Raw genomic sequence first — 14,119 nt, 5'->3', positions numbered from 1 at the left:
ATTCAATGCAGATCGGTGACGTGCCCTGAAACGGGTGGGTTGTGTGGCTGGAACATCTTGCCGCGCTCGGCAACAAAAATCATCAGCAGCGCCGCGACCGAGACGCCGCAGAAGCCCGCCGCAAGCGGCGTCACCGTGCCGTTGAAGGCTTGGCCGATCAGCGTGCCGAGAATGCCGCCAAGAAAAGTCTGCATGAAACCCAGGATTGATGACGCCGTGCCGGCCAATTGACCGAGCGGCTCCATGGCCAGGGCGTTGAAATTGGCTCCAAGCGCACCAAAGGGCAGCATGGCGCCGGCAAAGAAGGTGATGAACAGCCAAAGCGGCATCTTCGTTTCCAGCGAAACGACCAGCCACGCCAGGCTGATGACCAGAAACAGCAGCAGCGCGCTCTGCGACAGGCGGCGCATGCCGATACGGCCGACAAGGCGCGAGTTAAGGTAGTTGGAGAAGGCGAGCACGCCGGCGACCCCGGCGAAGATCACCGGAAACATTTCGCCGACGTTGAAGACGTTGACGTAGATCTGCTGCGCCGAGGCGATGAAGCCGAACATGGCGCCGAAAATGAAAGTGCTGGCAAAGGCGTAGCAGAGCGCGATGCGGTTGGTGAGCACGATGCGGAAGCCGCCGAGGATGGAGGAGGCCGTCAATGGCCGGCGATATTCAGGATGCAGCGTCTCGGGCAGACGCAGCAGCGACCATGCCGAGACGATCAGGGCACCAATAGCCATGGTGACGAAGATCCAATGCCAGGTCGCGAACAGCATGATGAACTGACCGATGCCGGGAGCAATGACCGGTATCGCCATGAACACCATGAAGATCAGCGACATCACTTCGGCCATGCGGCGGCCATCGAATGTGTCGCGTACGATCGAGACCGCGATGACGCGCGTCGCCGCCGCGCCAATACCCTGCACGGCGCGGCAAAGCAGAAGGGTTTCAAAACTTGGTGCAATGGCGGCCGCGGCGGCCGCCGCCACGTAGATGATCAGGCCGGCGACAAGTGGCGAGCGGCGCCCGTAACGGTCCGAGATCGGGCCGAAGAAGAGCTGGCCGCCGCCAAAGCCCAGAATATAGGCGGTGACGACATATTGCCGGTGGTTTTCATTCTCGACGCCGAGCGAGGCGCCGATCTGTTGCAGCGCCGGCAGCATGATGTCGATGGCCAGTGAATTGAGCGCCATCAGAGCCGCGCACAGCGCAATGAACTCCCAGCGCGGGATGGGCAAAATGGTTGCCCGTTGCGGCGCTTCTTTCTGCTGGTCCACGGCAAGTCCGATCTCTCAAACGAAAACGCGCCGGCGGGCCGGCGCATTGGCTCGTCTTGGTCCTAGCGTCAGGACATAAAAAATTGCGGCGGTGGGGTCGCCCGGATGCTCAGTGCAGTCGTTATGACATGCCCGAAACCGAAATCAGGCGGCGCCTTTGACGCTGACGCCCTTTTCGACCAGGAAGTCCTGCAACTCGCCGGCCTGGAACATCTCGCGCACGATGTCGCAACCGCCGACGAACTCGCCCTTGACGTAGAGCTGAGGGATGGTCGGCCAGTTGGAATAATCCTTGATGCCCTGGCGCAGTTCGGCTGAGTCCAGCACGTTCACGCCTTTGTAGTCGGCGCCGATATAGTCGAGGATCTGCACGACCTGACCGGAGAATCCGCACTGCGGAAAACCGGGCGTGCCCTTCATGAAAAGGACAACGTCGTTGCCCTTCACTTCATTGTCGATGTAGTCGTTGATACCGCTCATGGAAAATCCTTTCCCGCCTGTGGGAGTCAGGCTCGAAACATGTCCTTCAAATAAACCCATAGGTTGCCCGAAACAAGACATTAGCCGCGCCGGGGCCGAAATGGCGCAAAGGATGGGCCGTTTTGGGCCAAGCGGGTATCGAGTTGGTTGATCCTCAGTCGGGAACGCTGGTCTGCAGCGCAAGTGCGTGCAGCACGCCGCCCATATTGCCCTTCAGCGCGTCATAGACCATCTGGTGCTGCTGGACGCGGCTCTTGCCGCGAAAGCTCTCGGCCACGACTTCGGCGGCGTAATGGTCGCCATCGCCGGCGAGGTCTCGGATCGTCACGCGGGCGTCCGGAATGCCGTCCTTGATCAGTTTTTCGATGTCGCGGGCGTCCATTGCCATTGCAGAATTTCCTGTTTCGGGCGGGCGGCGACGTGGCTGCCCATGCGATGAGAGTCGGGGTAAACCTAAAGCCTTTCCAGCCGGGATTGAAGCCGTTCCGTCCACCATCGGAGCGATTGTCGGCTACAAGGCATTCTCATCGTGATGGATCGCATCGTCTGTGGGCTCGTCTTCGCGCATCGAGAAGGCGCGGCCAAGGCTGAAGACCAGCACATAGAGTGGAAGATTGACCGCCAAATTAGCGATCGGCAGGTAGCTGGTCATCCGCCAGGCGGGCGAGAAAAACGGTTGGCCGTAGCCATCGCAGACAAGCGAAGAGCCATATTCCCACAATGCCCCCAGCACGGCCGCTAGGGCGAAAAGCTTGATGCAGATGACGACCTGACCTGTTCGCGTGTTGTCTGGCAGAAGCCGGGTCCAAAGCAGCAGACAGATGATCGGAACCGCGTAGATGAGGTTCTGCAGCACCAGCATCGGAAGCGCGCCATTGGCCGCCGCGAGGAACTCGGCGCGCGTTTCCAGTCTGGGACAAACCTCGCTCGAGGTCGTCGACAGCAGGAAGAAGACGAACGGTCCGAGGAACCAGAAGAAGAACAGCGACGGCCAGAAGACGACTGCGAGCAGCGCCCGGGCGGCCAGTCTCGTCAACTGGCCTGGTCCATGAAGCGCGGGAACCAGCCTTCATGCGCGGCGGTCAAGTCGCTGACCGGGATCGCCCTGGCGTCACCGAGTTTCAGCGCGGCGCCGCCGGTCGAGCCGATCCAGGGCGCGAAGATGCCGAGTTCGCCCTGCTGCTTGCGGATGGCGTCCCATTCGTCGCCATGCGGGTCGATCGACAGCGTCAAGAGATAGCGGCCCTGATCCTCGCCGAACCAGACCGGGATCGGATCGGTGCCGACCAGTCCGGGAACGGTCGCGCCGATGCCCGACGCCATCGCCATTTCGGCCAAGGCGACCGCAATGCCGCCGTCCGAAACATCATGCGCCGCCGTGACGGTACCGGACGCGATCAGCGAACGCACATGGTCGCCGACGCGCTTCTCGTGCTCGAGGTCGACCGGCGGCGGCGGGCCGTCGGTGCGGCCATGGATGTCTCTGAAATAGACGGACTGGCCAAGATGCGTGCCCCAGGAGGCGGGAGCACCGACCAGCAGAATCATCTGGCCCTCGGCCGCGAAGCCGATCCGTACCATCTTAGACCAGTCGGCGATCAGTCCGACGCCGCCGATGGTCGGCGTCGGCAGGATGCCTCGGCCGTTGGTCTCATTGTAGAGCGAGACATTGCCCGACACGATCGGGAAGCCAAGCGCGCGGCAGGCATCGCCGATGCCTTTCACCGAGCCGACCAGCTGGCCCATGATCTCGGGCCGTTCCGGGTTGCCGAAATTGAGGTTGTCGGTGGCGGCTAGCGGCAACGCGCCGGTGGCGGTCAGGTTGCGCCAGCATTCGGCCACGGCCTGCTTGCCGCCCTCATAGGGATCGGCTTCGCAATAGCGCGGCGTCACGTCGGAGGAAAAGGCGAGCGCCTTGGTCGGATGGCCCTCGACGCGGACCACGCCGGCATCGCCGCCGGGAAGCTGCAGCGAATTGCCCTGGATCAGCGTGTCGTATTGCTCCCAGACCCAGCGACGCGACGAAAGATCCGGTCCGCCAAGCAGTTTCAGCAGTGCATCGGCGACATCGGCCTGCGGAATATCGTTGGCGGCAAGCGGCGCCGGCTTCCTGGGTTCGATCCAGGGGCGGTCGTATTCGGGTGCCTTGTCGCCGAGATCCTTGATCGGCAGGTCGGCGACCTGATCCCCCTGATGCAACACACGGAAACGCAGATCGTCGGTGGTCTTGCCGACAATGGCGAAGTCGAGGCCCCATTTGTGGAAGATCGCCTCGGCTTCCTTTTCCTTTTCGGGACGTAGCACCATCAGCATGCGCTCCTGGCTTTCTGACAGCATCATCTCGTAGGCGCTCATGCGCTCTTCGCGCACCGGCACCTTGTCGAGGTCGAGCTCGATGCCAAGGTCGCCCTTGGCACCCATCTCGACCGCCGAACAGGTAAGCCCTGCGGCACCCATGTCCTGGATGGCGATGACGGCGCCGGAGGCCATCAGCTCGAGGCAGGCCTCCAGCAGGCATTTTTCGGTGAAGGGGTCGCCGACCTGCACGGTCGGGCGCTTCTCGTCGATCTTGTCGTCGAATTCCGCCGAGGCCATGGTGGCGCCGCCGACGCCGTCGCGGCCGGTCTTGGCGCCGAGATAGACAACCGGCAGGCCGACGCCCTTGGCTTCCGACAGGAAGATGGCGTTGGTCTTGGCAAGGCCGGCCGCGAAGGCGTTGACCAGGATGTTGCCGTTGTAGCGGGCATCGAAATTGACCTCGCCGCCGACCGTCGGCACGCCAAAGGAGTTGCCATAGCCACCGACGCCGGAAACCACGCCGGCGACGAGATGCCTGGTCTTGGCGTGGTCGGGAGCGCCGAACCGCAACGCATTCATCGCCGCGATCGGCCGCGCCCCCATGGTAAAGACGTCGCGCAGGATGCCGCCGACGCCGGTCGCGGCTCCCTGGTAGGGCTCGATGAAAGACGGGTGGTTATGGCTTTCCATCTTGAAGACGACGCAGTCGCCGTCGCCGATGTCGACCACGCCGGCATTCTCGCCCGGTCCCTGGATGACCTGCGGCCCGGTGGTGGGCAGCGTGCGCAGCCATTTCTTGGAAGATTTGTAGGAGCAGTGCTCGTTCCACATCGCCGAGAAGATGCCGAGTTCGGTGAAGCTCGGCTCGCGCCCGACGAGATCGAGAATGCGCTGGTACTCATCGGGCTTCAGCCCATGCGCGGCAATGAGTTCTGGGGTGATCGGCACGGAATTGGAAATGGTCATGGGCGGCGATGTATGTCCATGGAGCTTGGATTTTGAGTCCCCTCTTATCGCAAGCTTTGTGGCCGATACACCCGTCGATTGGCGAAAACGCACGAAAACCCGACAAAGCCACAGGGCAGCCTGATGGCTGGCTTCCGAAGCGCTTCGCGGTTCAGGAGAAGCTGTCGTAGCCCGCGCGGCCCTCATCGAGGAGGCGCCTGATGACCGCAACGCCGTCGGCGACGTCTCCACGACGTCTCGGCTGCGAAACACCGAAACGGACGCCATGAAAGACCTGTTCCGAGCGGCCGGCCTTGAACTCGTCCTCGTCGTCGATCAGCACGCCGTGTTCCAGGCAGGCGTTCTTGAAGGTGCCGGAAAGCCAGGGGTCGGGCAGGGTGAGCCAGACAAAGGGCACCTTGTCATGTGACTTGAACGCGAAGCCGGCCAAGGTTTCGCGAACGATCGCGATGCGGGCGCTGATTTCGGCGATGCTGCGCTTGCGGATATCGCTGGCCTGTCCCGAAAGCACCAGACGGGCATTCACCTCCGCCAGCAGGAACGGCATGCCGCCGGTCATCATCTTGTGGGCGACGCGGATACGGTGGCGATAGGCGGGCGGGCAGGCGAGCCAGCCACCGCGCATGCCGGCCGCCACCGATTTCGACAGGCCGCCGGCAACGATGGTGCGTTCGGGGGCGAATTCGGCCAGCAGCGGTGTCGGATCGTCGGTCAGATTGCCGTAAAGGTCATCCTCGATCATGACGACATTGTAGTCGCGTGCAACCCGCGCCATCGCCTCGCGGCGCGCGGCCGACAGTGTCGCCAGTGTCGGATTCTGCGCGGTCGGCATCAGGAAGATCATCCTGGGATGCTTTTGTGCGCAGACGCGCTCGAAATCGTCGGGGTCGATGCCTTGGTCATCCGATGCCACCAGCGCGGTGCGCCGGCCGATCAGCCCAGCACTGCGGGATATCTGAGAATAGGTGAGGTGTTCGAAGGCGACATAGTCGCCAGGCGTTGTCAGCGCAGCGATCGCGCCCATCACCGCGGCATGGGTGCCGAGCGTCGGAACGATGGCGTCGGCGGCTGGTCGAAAGGAATTGCGCGACAGCCAGCGGACGCCGGCTTCGTACCAGCGGTCCGGAAAATCGCGCGTATAGCTCGAAATTTCGTGCGGATGATCCTGTGCGGTGCGCGACAGCACATCGGCAACATCAGCGCCCTGGCCGATATCGGGTGCCGCGGTGCTGTCGAAACGCAGCTTGTCCTTGGGCGCGTCGACATAGCGCGTGCCTTCCACGCTGACGTCGGGGGCCTCCGGCTTCACGCCGCCGGCACGCTGGCCGAGCACATAGGTTCCTCGCCCCACTTCGCCGCTCACCAGCCCGCGCTCGTGCAGCAATTGATAGGCCCGGCCGACCGTGCCGACGGTGGTGCCGATGTCATAGGCGAGGTCGCGCTGCGGCGGCAGTTTCGCGCCGGCATCGATCACGCCCCGGTCGATATCTGACTCAATGCTGTCAGCAAGGCGCTGATAAAGAGGACCGGAACCGGCAGTGAGGTCTGGAAGCCAACTTGTCATGGTGACAATTTTGTATATTGCACCGCATTGTGAGTCAATACATATCGAAAAAGCGTGCCCGAGAGGGGTACAATCGAGAAGTCTGGTTGATAAAAATGGATACAATCGCGACAATCCGTCATTCGAGACCCGAGCTATCAGACCAGGCGCTACGCCCGTCCGGCCAGCGCGGCTTTGTCGGCAGCATGGTGCGTGTGATCAGGTCATTGGCGAGATGGATCGACCATTTGCTGGAGCGCCGACGCAGTCGGCTGGCGTTGCTGGAGATGACCGACGATCAGCTCAAGGACATCGGCATCTCCCGCTGCGATGCCCACCGTGAGGCCATCAGGCCTTTCTGGGAGTAGGCTGGTCTTAGCGGACATCGTTGGTCCGCAGACGCGCGACGCCGTGATCGACGAAAACGGCGACAACGCAGATCATCAGAAACATCGCCGTGACGGCCAGCGCCGCCGTGGCGACACTGGCTGCACCGTTCTTGGCGACGTTGAGGAAGGGGTAGGGCACCTCGCCGGCAAGCGGCGCGCGCGTCAGCGCATAGGCCAGATAAGCGACGGGATAGAGCATCCACCACGAAATGTCGCGCCAACGCGTTCTGCCGTCGGCGCCTGCTATCAGCCACCACAGCACGAACAGCACGGGCGTCACGTAATGCAGCAGCACATCGCAGAGCAGAAAGAGGCCCTGCGGGTGCCATAGCCGCGCCAGGACCGTGACGTAGACGATGGAGACCAGGGTGATGGAAACAGCGACGCCTGCACGCATCCTTGGTCCAGCGAAGGCCGGCAGCCACGCATAGCCGGCCGGTGACAGCAGCGACGTGTGCACCAGCACGGCGCCAATGTTGGTCAGGATGGTGAAGAAGCTGAAATAGAACACGATGGAGCCAAGCAGGCCGCGGCCGGCTTCCATCGACGCCGGAATGGTGATGCAGAACTGCAGGACGAGCGCGATCAGGCCGAAGGCCAGACCCGCCACCTGCAGAAAGCGGCCCATGGATTAGGCAGTTGCCGCGCAGGCCGGGTTGCCGGCCTGCCAGCGGGCGATGTCGGCCCCGATGCGTGCGCCAAGCGGGTCGTTCATCAGCGGTCCGAACACGTCGACACGGCTCGAATTGCCTTGCGCCTGCACGACCAGCAAAGGCTTGCCGCCATAATGCTTGGCCGGCACCAGCAGGAAGCGCGGCGTGCCGCTGAACGAGTTCAGCTCATTGGCCATCTGATATTGCCTGAAGGCCGGGTCCTTGCTGGCGATCCAGCATTTGTGGGCCGCGATCGCCACCTGTTCCATGGCCAGCAGCGCCGCACTTTTGCCCGAGGGCACGGGCGTGCTCTTCGGGCTCGATTGGCACGATGCCAGGGCAAAGCCCGCTGCGGCAACGAAGGCGATCGTCTTGCTCTTGATCAAGCGGCACCCATCTCGAGTTCGGACAGAAAGATCTTCAGGCCGTCGGTCATCTCGCCCAATACACGCGACAATGCCGGATGCTGCAGGGCGATCTGCTCATAGGCATCGAACTTGGGATAGGCGTCGAGCAGGTCGTGGCGGCCTGTCATGGCGCGGAAGTTGTTGAAGATGAAGCGCGTCGGCGTCAGCCAGGCGTCGGCGAAGCTGATGTCGCTGCCGAGCGCGAAGGGACCTTGCGCCATGCGCGCCTCGATCGCCGCCAGCCCGTGGTGCAGGCGGGCGAATTGGGCTTCGATCTCGGCGTCGTTGCGCTTCGGCACGAAATGCAGCTCGAACAGCTTCATCGTCGGCGTCAGCACATCGAGATCGGTGATGCGGGCGAACATGCGCACCAGCGCGCGATCCTTGGAATCAGCCGGCAGCAGCGCCGGTTCAGGAAACCGTTCCTCCAGATACTCGGCGATGACGACCGATTCGACGATCGTTTCGCCCGAGCCGGTGATCAGCACCGGAATCCGGTTCATCGGCGAGATGGCGCGAAATTCTTCGGGGATTGGAAAACCCGGCGGTGGCGCGATGATCTTGACCGGCACGTCCTTGATATAGGCCAGCGCCCGCACGATCGAAGAGTAGGGCGACAACGGTCGCGAATAGAGTTTCATGACAGTCTCTCCCCAGTGACGCGGACTTTTCCATTGGAATGGCTGGAATGCCCGGCTTGTTTCAAGGCTTTCGCCTCAGTGGTTATCAGGCGGCGATGCCGAGGGCGCCTTCGAAGAGCGCGCGGCCGTCGCTGCCGCCATGGGCGGCCTCGATCAGGTTTTCAGGATGCGGCATCAGGCCAAGCACATTGCCTTGTTCGTTGATGATGCCGGCGATGTCGTTGATCGAACCGTTGGGATTGGTGCCTTCGGCATAGCGGAACACCACCTGGCCTTCGCCTTCGACGCGGGCAAGCGTCTCTGTGTCGGCAAAATAGTTGCCGTCATGGTGCGCCACCGGCGAGCGAATGATCTGGCCGGGCTGATAGCGGCGCGTGAACATGGTGTTGGCGTTGGCAATCTGCAGTTTCACCTGCCGGCAGACGAATTTCAGCGATGAGTTGCGCATCAAGGCGCCCGGCAGCAGTCCGGCCTCGACCAGGATCTGGAAGCCGTTGCAGACGCCGATGACCATGACGCCCTTCGCCGCCTTTTCGGCAACCGCCCGCATGACCGGCATGCGCGCGGCGATCGCGCCGCAACGCAGATAATCGCCGAAGGAGAACCCGCCCGGAATGGCGATAAGGTCGACGTCGGGGATTTCGGTATCGGTCTGCCAGACGGTAGCCGGCGCATGTCCCGAAATCTTGGTCAGCGCCGCGATCATGTCGCGGTCGCGATTGAGTCCAGGCAGGAGGACGACGGCTGATTTCATTTTGGTTCGAAAGGCCTCTGAGATTCGGCGAGTTCGCGCAGGTCGAGACGGCGGTCAATGCGTTCAAGCCGATCATCCTGGCGGGCGAGAATTCCGTAGATGTTGTGGATATCGCTTTGCGTTGCCACCATGTGACCTCGCATTACATTCAATTCCCGTTTCGTCTCGGAGACATCCTGACGAAGTTCGCCGATTTCGTGATGCACACGCTTCATAAGCTCAAACATCAGTTCGTTCGTGACTTCCGCCATCATGCCCTCCGACACAACCTCAGGTAAGCGTCACACTATAATTCTCAATCACCGTATTCGCCAGCAGCTTGTCGCACATGGCCTTGAGATCAGCCTCGGCCTTGCCCTTGTCGGCCCCGGCCAGCTCGACATCGAACACCTTGCCTTGCCGCACCGTGCCGACGCCATCGAAGCCAAGCCCCGACAGCGCGTGTTCGATCGCCTTGCCCTGAGGGTCGAGCACGCCATTCTTGAGGGTGACGGTAATGCGGGCCTTGATCACGCTGGACATGCTCCTGCTCGAATAGTGGTCTTGGTTAGTGCGGCTTGCCCTTGAGGCCATCGGTCGAGGCGACGAGCACCGGACCGGTCGGGCGAGGCGGCTCGTTCTCGTTCATGATGCCCAGGCGGCGGGCGACTTCCTGGTAGGCTTCGACGAGGCCGCCCATGTCACGGCGGAAACGGTCCTTGTCGAGCTTGTCCTGCGTCGCCACGTCCCACAGGCGGCAGGAATCCGGCGAAATCTCGTCGGCCACGACGATGCGCATCATGTCGCCCTCGAACAGGCGGCCGCACTCGATCTTGAAGTCGACGAGCTGGATGCCGACGCCCATGAACAAGCCGGAGAGGAAATCGTTGACGCGGATGGCGAGTGCCATGATGTCGTCGATCTCCTGCGGGCTCGCCCAGCCGAACGCGGTGATGTGCTCTTCCGACACCATCGGATCGTCGAGCGCGTCGGCCTTGTAATAGAATTCGATGATCGAGCGCGGCAAAACGGTGCCTTCCTCGATGCCGAGGCGCTTGGACAGCGAACCGGCGGCGACATTGCGCACCACCACTTCGAGCGGGATGATCTCGACTTCCTTGATCAGCTGCTCGCGCATGTTGAGCCGGCGGATGAAATGGGTCGGGATGCCCATGCGGTTCAGATGGTTGAAGATGTGCTCGGAAATACGGTTGTTGAGCACACCCTTGCCGTCGACGACCTCGTGTTTCTTCTTGTTGAAAGCGGTGGCATCATCCTTGAAGAACTGGATGAGCGTGCCCGGCTCGGGCCCCTCATAGAGGATCTTGGCCTTGCCTTCATAAATGCGGCGGCGATTTTTCATCTGATTTTTTCTCTGGATTTGCGGGCAGGCGGCAAGCGACCAGTTCCTGTCCGTCTGCCTAAATTAGTGCGGCGACGGGGGCGTTCAATGCCGGGTCTATCCCAATCACATCGTTTGCTCAATCGGCAAATCCTTTCAATCAACCGCTTTCAGGACTGAAATGCCGCAGCGCAGCATGCGACGAAGCATATTGACCGGCTCGCGACCTTTTGGTTTGTGCTTTGGCAATACACATATCCATCGCCAACGAATCGGATTTGACCCGGAGGGAAGCCATGAGCAGCATGAAGGATCGCGAAGAGGGCTTTGAGCGCAAGTTTGCCTTCGATGAGGAACTCCGGTTCAAGGCCTCGGCGCGCCGCAACAAGGCGCTTGGTCTGTGGGCTGCTGAAAAGCTTGGAAAATCGGGCGCCGACGCCGATGCCTACGCCAAGGAAGTCGTTGTTTCGGATATCGAGGAAGCCGGCGATCATGACGTGTTCCGCAAGATCCGCAGGGATTTCGATGCCGCGGGCGTCGCCCAGTCGGACCATCAGATCCGCCGCACCATGGACGAACTGATGGCGCAGGCCATCGAGCAGATCAAGAACACCTGATCCGGGCCGAGGCAGGTTTCCGCAAAAGCGTCCCACGGTTTTGCGGCAGAACCTGCGACGAACCCAGGAATGACTGGACCAATCGACCGCCCGGCCGTTCCGGGCGGTTTTTCTTTGCCTTTGTCGCACTTTCCGGCTGAACTGCTCATGCTAACAAGGAAAGAGATTAGATGTCCCTGAAGTCCCGCCTTGCCGCCGATGAAACGCTGGTTACCGCCTGGTCCGGCGTGCCGGATGCCTTGACCGTCGAGATTCTCGCCAAACAGGGGTTCGATGCGGTTACGCTCGACATGCAGCATGGCGGCCATCACGAGGACAGCGTGCTTCGCGGCCTTATGCCGGTGCTCGCCGCAAACAAGCCGGCGCTGGTGCGCATTCCTGTCGGCCGTTTCGATATGGCAAGCCGGGCGCTCGATTTCGGCGCCGAGGCGGTCATCGCGCCGATGGTGAATTCGGTTGCCGACGCAAGGCTGTTCGCCGCGGCCATGAAATATCCGCCGCTCGGCGAGCGCTCGTGGGGCCCGACCTATGCCTTCCCGCGCCATGGCAAGGGCGACCAAGCCGAATGGCTGCGCGACACCAACCAGCGCACGATGGCCTTTGCAATGGTCGAGACGCGCGCCGCACTCGATGCGCTCGACGGGATCCTCGACACGCCGGGCATTGACGGCGTTTTCCTCGGGCCATCGGATTTCTCGATCGCCTGGACCAATGGCGCCACGGTCAATTCCAGGCTGGAAAGCATGATGGAGACGGTGGCGTCGGTTGCCGAGCGCACCCGCAAGACCGGAAAACATGCCGCGATTTATGTCGTCGAGCCAGCAATTGCCGGCCGCGTCGTGTCGATGGGCTATCGCCTGCTCGCCACCGGGTCCGAGCATGCGCTGATTTCGCTGGGGGCAAAGACCCTGCTCAAGGGCATCAAGGATTCGATCGACGCCTGACGCGGCGCGACCGCTAAGCCTTCAGGTCCGTCAGGAACTTGGCGAAGGTCATGGATCCTTCGGGCCACGGGCCGAAGCCTGAATCCGCATTGAGATGACCGGTCTCGCCGGCATCGATGAACAGCGAGCCCCAGGCGCCGGCAATGTCCTCGGCGACATCGAAGGCGCAGAAGGGGTCGTTGCGGCTGGCAATCACGATCGAGGGAAAAGGCAACGGCTCGCGCGGGTAGGGACCGAAGGTCATCAGGTGCTTCGGCTTGATCTTCGGATTGGCGACATCGGGCGGCGCAACGAAGAAGGCTCCGGCGACCGGCCTCACGAATTGCGGAATGGCTTGCACGGCCGCCGCGACCCCAAGCGAGTGCGCGACGATGACCACCGGCCTCTCGGCCGCGTTGACAGCGTTGGCCACGCTCGCCGTCCAGTCCTCGCGCACCGGCTTCGACCACTCCGCCTGCTCGACGCGCCGCGCCGTCGACAGTTTCGATTGCCAGCGGGTCTGCCAATGCTCGGGTCCGGAATTGGTGTAGCCCGGAACGATCAGAATATCTGCGTCTTTGACTTTCATGGTGGTGAGATAGCGAGCGCGATTGCCGCATGCAACCGTTGATGGATGTGCTCCTGCTCGTAATGGTGAACACCATGTTCGCTTTTCGGCGTCTTGTGTGAACGATCGCGATGGACGATCTGTCGTCAGGAGAGAACCAGCCGTGGAGGACCGGGATTTTGGCGCTGACACGGCGTACAATGATCGGTGGCGCCGGGTTCCTGGCTTTGGGAGCTTCCTCGAGTGTTGCCAAAACGGAGACAAGAATGAGCGAACTGCCATTTGCCGCCACCACGCCGGTGAGCGTTGCCCGTGTCGGGCTGAAGGCGCGCGATGCCGAAAGCCTCGCTGCGTATTACCGCCGGGTTGTCGGCCTGCAGGAATTGAGCCGCGCCGACGGCGCGATCATCCTGGGCGCCGCCAACCGTCCATTGCTTATTCTCGAGCCGGATGCCTCCGCCAAGCCGGACGATCCGCGCAGCGCGGGCCTGTTCCACACGGCTTTCCTGCTTCCCAGCCGTGCCGATCTCGGCCGTTGGATCAACCACGCCATATCAGACAAGATCGCCGTCGAGGGTGCTTCGGACCATCTAGTCAGCGAAGCGCTCTACGTGACCGACCCGGAAGGCAACGGCATCGAGATCTACGCCGACCGCCGTCCACAGGACTGGACGTGGAACGGCGACAGGATCGCCATGGCGACCGAACGGCTGAACATTCCTTCCGTCGTTGCCGAGGTGCCGGCTGGCGATGCGGGCTGGCAGGGCGCGCCGGAAAACAGCGTCATTGGGCACGTCCATTTGCGCGTCGGCAGGCCGGAAGAGGCCGAAGCCTGGTGGAACCAGGAATTCGGCTTCGACACGGTGGCTAAATATGGCGGCCAGGCGGTGTTTCTGTCGTCAGGCCACTACCATCATCATATCGGCGCCAATGCCTGGCAGAGCGCCGGCGCCGGCCGCCGTGATCCCTCCCGCTCGGGCCTTGCCTGGGTCGAGATGCGCTCGGACAATGTGACCAGCGAAACGACCCGCCAGGATCCCTGGGGCACGGTGATCAGGACAGTCCCAGGCAAGGCCTGATCGGGCGTCAACACAGCTTCTTTCTCCCCGTAAACGGCAGGGCTATCGCACATGGAGGCCGAGACTTTCGCCCTACGAGTACCCCACCCCTAACCCCTCCCCACAAGTGGGAGGGAATGTTGCCGCGCGCATCTTACTTCCGCCCCGGCATCGAAAAACATGCTCAATCAGCCAGGATCGGCATCAACGGAAGTCCCCCTCCCCTTTGT

The 14,119-nt window shown here is 62.2% G+C and carries 18 protein-coding genes; 4 read left to right on the top strand and 14 right to left on the bottom strand.

Features of this window, described 5'->3' with window-relative positions; translation table 11 throughout:
• Nucleotides 1-2: 2 nt before the first annotated feature.
• The 6 genes from FJ938_RS07565 to FJ938_RS07540 form a co-directional block, all read right to left on the bottom strand.
• Nucleotides 3-1,271 carry a multidrug effflux MFS transporter gene (locus FJ938_RS07565; protein WP_140609383.1) on the bottom strand — a complete coding sequence of 423 codons (1,269 nt, stop codon included), beginning with the start codon at nt 1,269-1,271 and terminating at the stop codon, nt 3-5.
• Nucleotides 1,272-1,415: 144 nt separating this feature from the next.
• Complete coding sequence (gene grxD / locus FJ938_RS07560; RefSeq protein ID WP_140609381.1) at nt 1,416-1,751, bottom strand: Grx4 family monothiol glutaredoxin; 336 nt, start codon at nt 1,749-1,751, stop codon at nt 1,416-1,418.
• 154 nt (nt 1,752-1,905) lie between these two features.
• Entirely contained in the window at nt 1,906-2,139 is a 234-nt protein-coding gene (locus tag FJ938_RS07555) for a BolA family transcriptional regulator (RefSeq protein WP_056562227.1), read from the bottom strand.
• Nucleotides 2,140-2,262: 123 nt separating this feature from the next.
• Nucleotides 2,263-2,787, bottom strand: coding sequence for a hypothetical protein (locus tag FJ938_RS07550; RefSeq protein WP_140609379.1), 525 nt, complete (start codon nt 2,785-2,787; stop codon nt 2,263-2,265).
• Nucleotides 2,784-5,015, bottom strand: a complete 2,232-nt coding sequence (purL, locus tag FJ938_RS07545; protein WP_140609377.1) for a phosphoribosylformylglycinamidine synthase subunit PurL — start codon at nt 5,013-5,015, stop codon at nt 2,784-2,786. The genes FJ938_RS07550 and purL overlap by 4 nt, the downstream gene beginning before the upstream one ends.
• Before the next feature lie 151 nt (nt 5,016-5,166).
• The gene (locus tag FJ938_RS07540; RefSeq protein ID WP_140609375.1) at nt 5,167-6,579 is read right to left on the bottom strand and encodes a PLP-dependent aminotransferase family protein; all 1,413 of its coding nucleotides are present in this window, start codon (nt 6,577-6,579) and stop codon (nt 5,167-5,169) included.
• Between the two features lie 95 nt (nt 6,580-6,674).
• Here FJ938_RS07540 and FJ938_RS07535 point away from each other — a divergent pair, with 95 nt between their 5' ends.
• Nucleotides 6,675-6,926 (top strand): DUF1127 domain-containing protein, encoded by a 252-nt coding sequence (locus FJ938_RS07535; RefSeq protein WP_140609373.1) that lies wholly within the window; start codon nt 6,675-6,677, stop codon nt 6,924-6,926.
• 7 nt (nt 6,927-6,933) lie between these two features.
• On the opposite strand, the gene FJ938_RS07530 is transcribed toward FJ938_RS07535, so the two are convergent.
• From FJ938_RS07530 to purC, 7 genes are all read right to left on the bottom strand, one after another.
• Nucleotides 6,934-7,575, bottom strand: coding sequence for a Pr6Pr family membrane protein (locus FJ938_RS07530; RefSeq protein WP_140692507.1), 642 nt, complete (start codon nt 7,573-7,575; stop codon nt 6,934-6,936).
• 3 nt (nt 7,576-7,578) lie between these two features.
• A complete protein-coding gene (locus FJ938_RS07525) occupies nt 7,579-7,986 on the bottom strand; it encodes a hypothetical protein (RefSeq protein ID WP_140609369.1) in 408 nt (135 codons plus the stop codon).
• The gene (locus FJ938_RS07520) at nt 7,983-8,648 is read right to left on the bottom strand and encodes a glutathione S-transferase family protein (protein WP_140609367.1); all 666 of its coding nucleotides are present in this window, start codon (nt 8,646-8,648) and stop codon (nt 7,983-7,985) included. Before FJ938_RS07520 ends, FJ938_RS07525 begins: the two co-directional genes overlap by 4 nt.
• Before the next feature lie 85 nt (nt 8,649-8,733).
• Complete coding sequence (gene purQ, locus FJ938_RS07515) at nt 8,734-9,402, bottom strand: phosphoribosylformylglycinamidine synthase subunit PurQ (RefSeq protein ID WP_140609365.1); 669 nt, start codon at nt 9,400-9,402, stop codon at nt 8,734-8,736.
• The gene (locus FJ938_RS07510; protein WP_140609363.1) at nt 9,399-9,653 is read right to left on the bottom strand and encodes a hypothetical protein; all 255 of its coding nucleotides are present in this window, start codon (nt 9,651-9,653) and stop codon (nt 9,399-9,401) included. Before FJ938_RS07510 ends, purQ begins: the two co-directional genes overlap by 4 nt.
• Before the next feature lie 19 nt (nt 9,654-9,672).
• Nucleotides 9,673-9,915 carry a phosphoribosylformylglycinamidine synthase subunit PurS gene (purS, locus tag FJ938_RS07505; RefSeq protein WP_140609559.1) on the bottom strand — a complete coding sequence of 81 codons (243 nt, stop codon included), beginning with the start codon at nt 9,913-9,915 and terminating at the stop codon, nt 9,673-9,675.
• 34 nt (nt 9,916-9,949) lie between these two features.
• Nucleotides 9,950-10,744 (bottom strand): phosphoribosylaminoimidazolesuccinocarboxamide synthase, encoded by a 795-nt coding sequence (gene purC, locus FJ938_RS07500; RefSeq protein WP_140609361.1) that lies wholly within the window; start codon nt 10,742-10,744, stop codon nt 9,950-9,952.
• A gap of 275 nt (nt 10,745-11,019) precedes the next feature.
• On the opposite strand from purC, the gene FJ938_RS07495 reads away from it, so the two are divergent.
• Both FJ938_RS07495 and FJ938_RS07490 read left to right on the top strand, forming a co-directional pair.
• Complete coding sequence (locus FJ938_RS07495) at nt 11,020-11,340, top strand: DUF1476 domain-containing protein (protein WP_140609359.1); 321 nt, start codon at nt 11,020-11,022, stop codon at nt 11,338-11,340.
• 170 nt (nt 11,341-11,510) lie between these two features.
• Nucleotides 11,511-12,284 (top strand): HpcH/HpaI aldolase/citrate lyase family protein, encoded by a 774-nt coding sequence (locus FJ938_RS07490; protein WP_140692505.1) that lies wholly within the window; start codon nt 11,511-11,513, stop codon nt 12,282-12,284.
• A gap of 13 nt (nt 12,285-12,297) precedes the next feature.
• Here FJ938_RS07490 and FJ938_RS07485 read toward each other — a convergent pair whose 3' ends face one another.
• Nucleotides 12,298-12,852, bottom strand: coding sequence for an alpha/beta hydrolase (locus tag FJ938_RS07485; protein ID WP_140692503.1), 555 nt, complete (start codon nt 12,850-12,852; stop codon nt 12,298-12,300).
• A 245-nt stretch (nt 12,853-13,097) separates the two neighbouring features.
• Between FJ938_RS07485 and FJ938_RS07480 the strand changes: the two genes are divergently transcribed.
• Nucleotides 13,098-13,910 carry a VOC family protein gene (locus tag FJ938_RS07480; RefSeq protein WP_140692501.1) on the top strand — a complete coding sequence of 271 codons (813 nt, stop codon included), beginning with the start codon at nt 13,098-13,100 and terminating at the stop codon, nt 13,908-13,910.
• The last annotated feature ends 209 nt before the right edge of the window (nt 13,911-14,119 follow it).

The sequence above is a fragment of the Mesorhizobium sp. B2-4-14 genome (assembly GCF_006442155.1).
GTDB lineage: Bacteria > Pseudomonadota > Alphaproteobacteria > Rhizobiales > Rhizobiaceae > Mesorhizobium.
The sequence above is the reverse complement of the archived record's forward strand: the minus strand, read 5'-3'. Positions and strand labels throughout refer to the sequence as shown.

Excerpts from the sequence above, each read along its gene's own strand:
- FJ938_RS07535 (WP_140609373.1), top strand. The coding sequence starts at position 6,675 with ATGGATACAATCGCGACAATCCGTCATTCGAGACCCGAGCTATCAGAC.
- FJ938_RS07555 (WP_056562227.1), bottom strand. The coding sequence starts at position 2,139 with ATGGCAATGGACGCCCGCGACATCGAAAAACTGATCAAGGACGGCATT.
- FJ938_RS07530 (WP_140692507.1), bottom strand. The coding sequence starts at position 7,575 with ATGGGCCGCTTTCTGCAGGTGGCGGGTCTGGCCTTCGGCCTGATCGCG.
- FJ938_RS07540 (WP_140609375.1), bottom strand. The coding sequence starts at position 6,579 with ATGACAAGTTGGCTTCCAGACCTCACTGCCGGTTCCGGTCCTCTTTAT.
- FJ938_RS07520 (WP_140609367.1), bottom strand. The coding sequence starts at position 8,648 with ATGAAACTCTATTCGCGACCGTTGTCGCCCTACTCTTCGATCGTGCGG.
- FJ938_RS07485 (WP_140692503.1), bottom strand. The coding sequence starts at position 12,852 with ATGAAAGTCAAAGACGCAGATATTCTGATCGTTCCGGGCTACACCAAT.
- FJ938_RS07510 (WP_140609363.1), bottom strand. The coding sequence starts at position 9,653 with ATGGCGGAAGTCACGAACGAACTGATGTTTGAGCTTATGAAGCGTGTG.
- FJ938_RS07495 (WP_140609359.1), top strand. The coding sequence starts at position 11,020 with ATGAGCAGCATGAAGGATCGCGAAGAGGGCTTTGAGCGCAAGTTTGCC.
- FJ938_RS07490 (WP_140692505.1), top strand. The coding sequence starts at position 11,511 with ATGTCCCTGAAGTCCCGCCTTGCCGCCGATGAAACGCTGGTTACCGCC.
- FJ938_RS07480 (WP_140692501.1), top strand. The coding sequence starts at position 13,098 with ATGAGCGAACTGCCATTTGCCGCCACCACGCCGGTGAGCGTTGCCCGT.
- purL (WP_140609377.1), bottom strand. The coding sequence starts at position 5,015 with ATGACCATTTCCAATTCCGTGCCGATCACCCCAGAACTCATTGCCGCG.
- purC (WP_140609361.1), bottom strand. The coding sequence starts at position 10,744 with ATGAAAAATCGCCGCCGCATTTATGAAGGCAAGGCCAAGATCCTCTAT.
- purQ (WP_140609365.1), bottom strand. The coding sequence starts at position 9,402 with ATGAAATCAGCCGTCGTCCTCCTGCCTGGACTCAATCGCGACCGCGAC.
- grxD (WP_140609381.1), bottom strand. The coding sequence starts at position 1,751 with ATGAGCGGTATCAACGACTACATCGACAATGAAGTGAAGGGCAACGAC.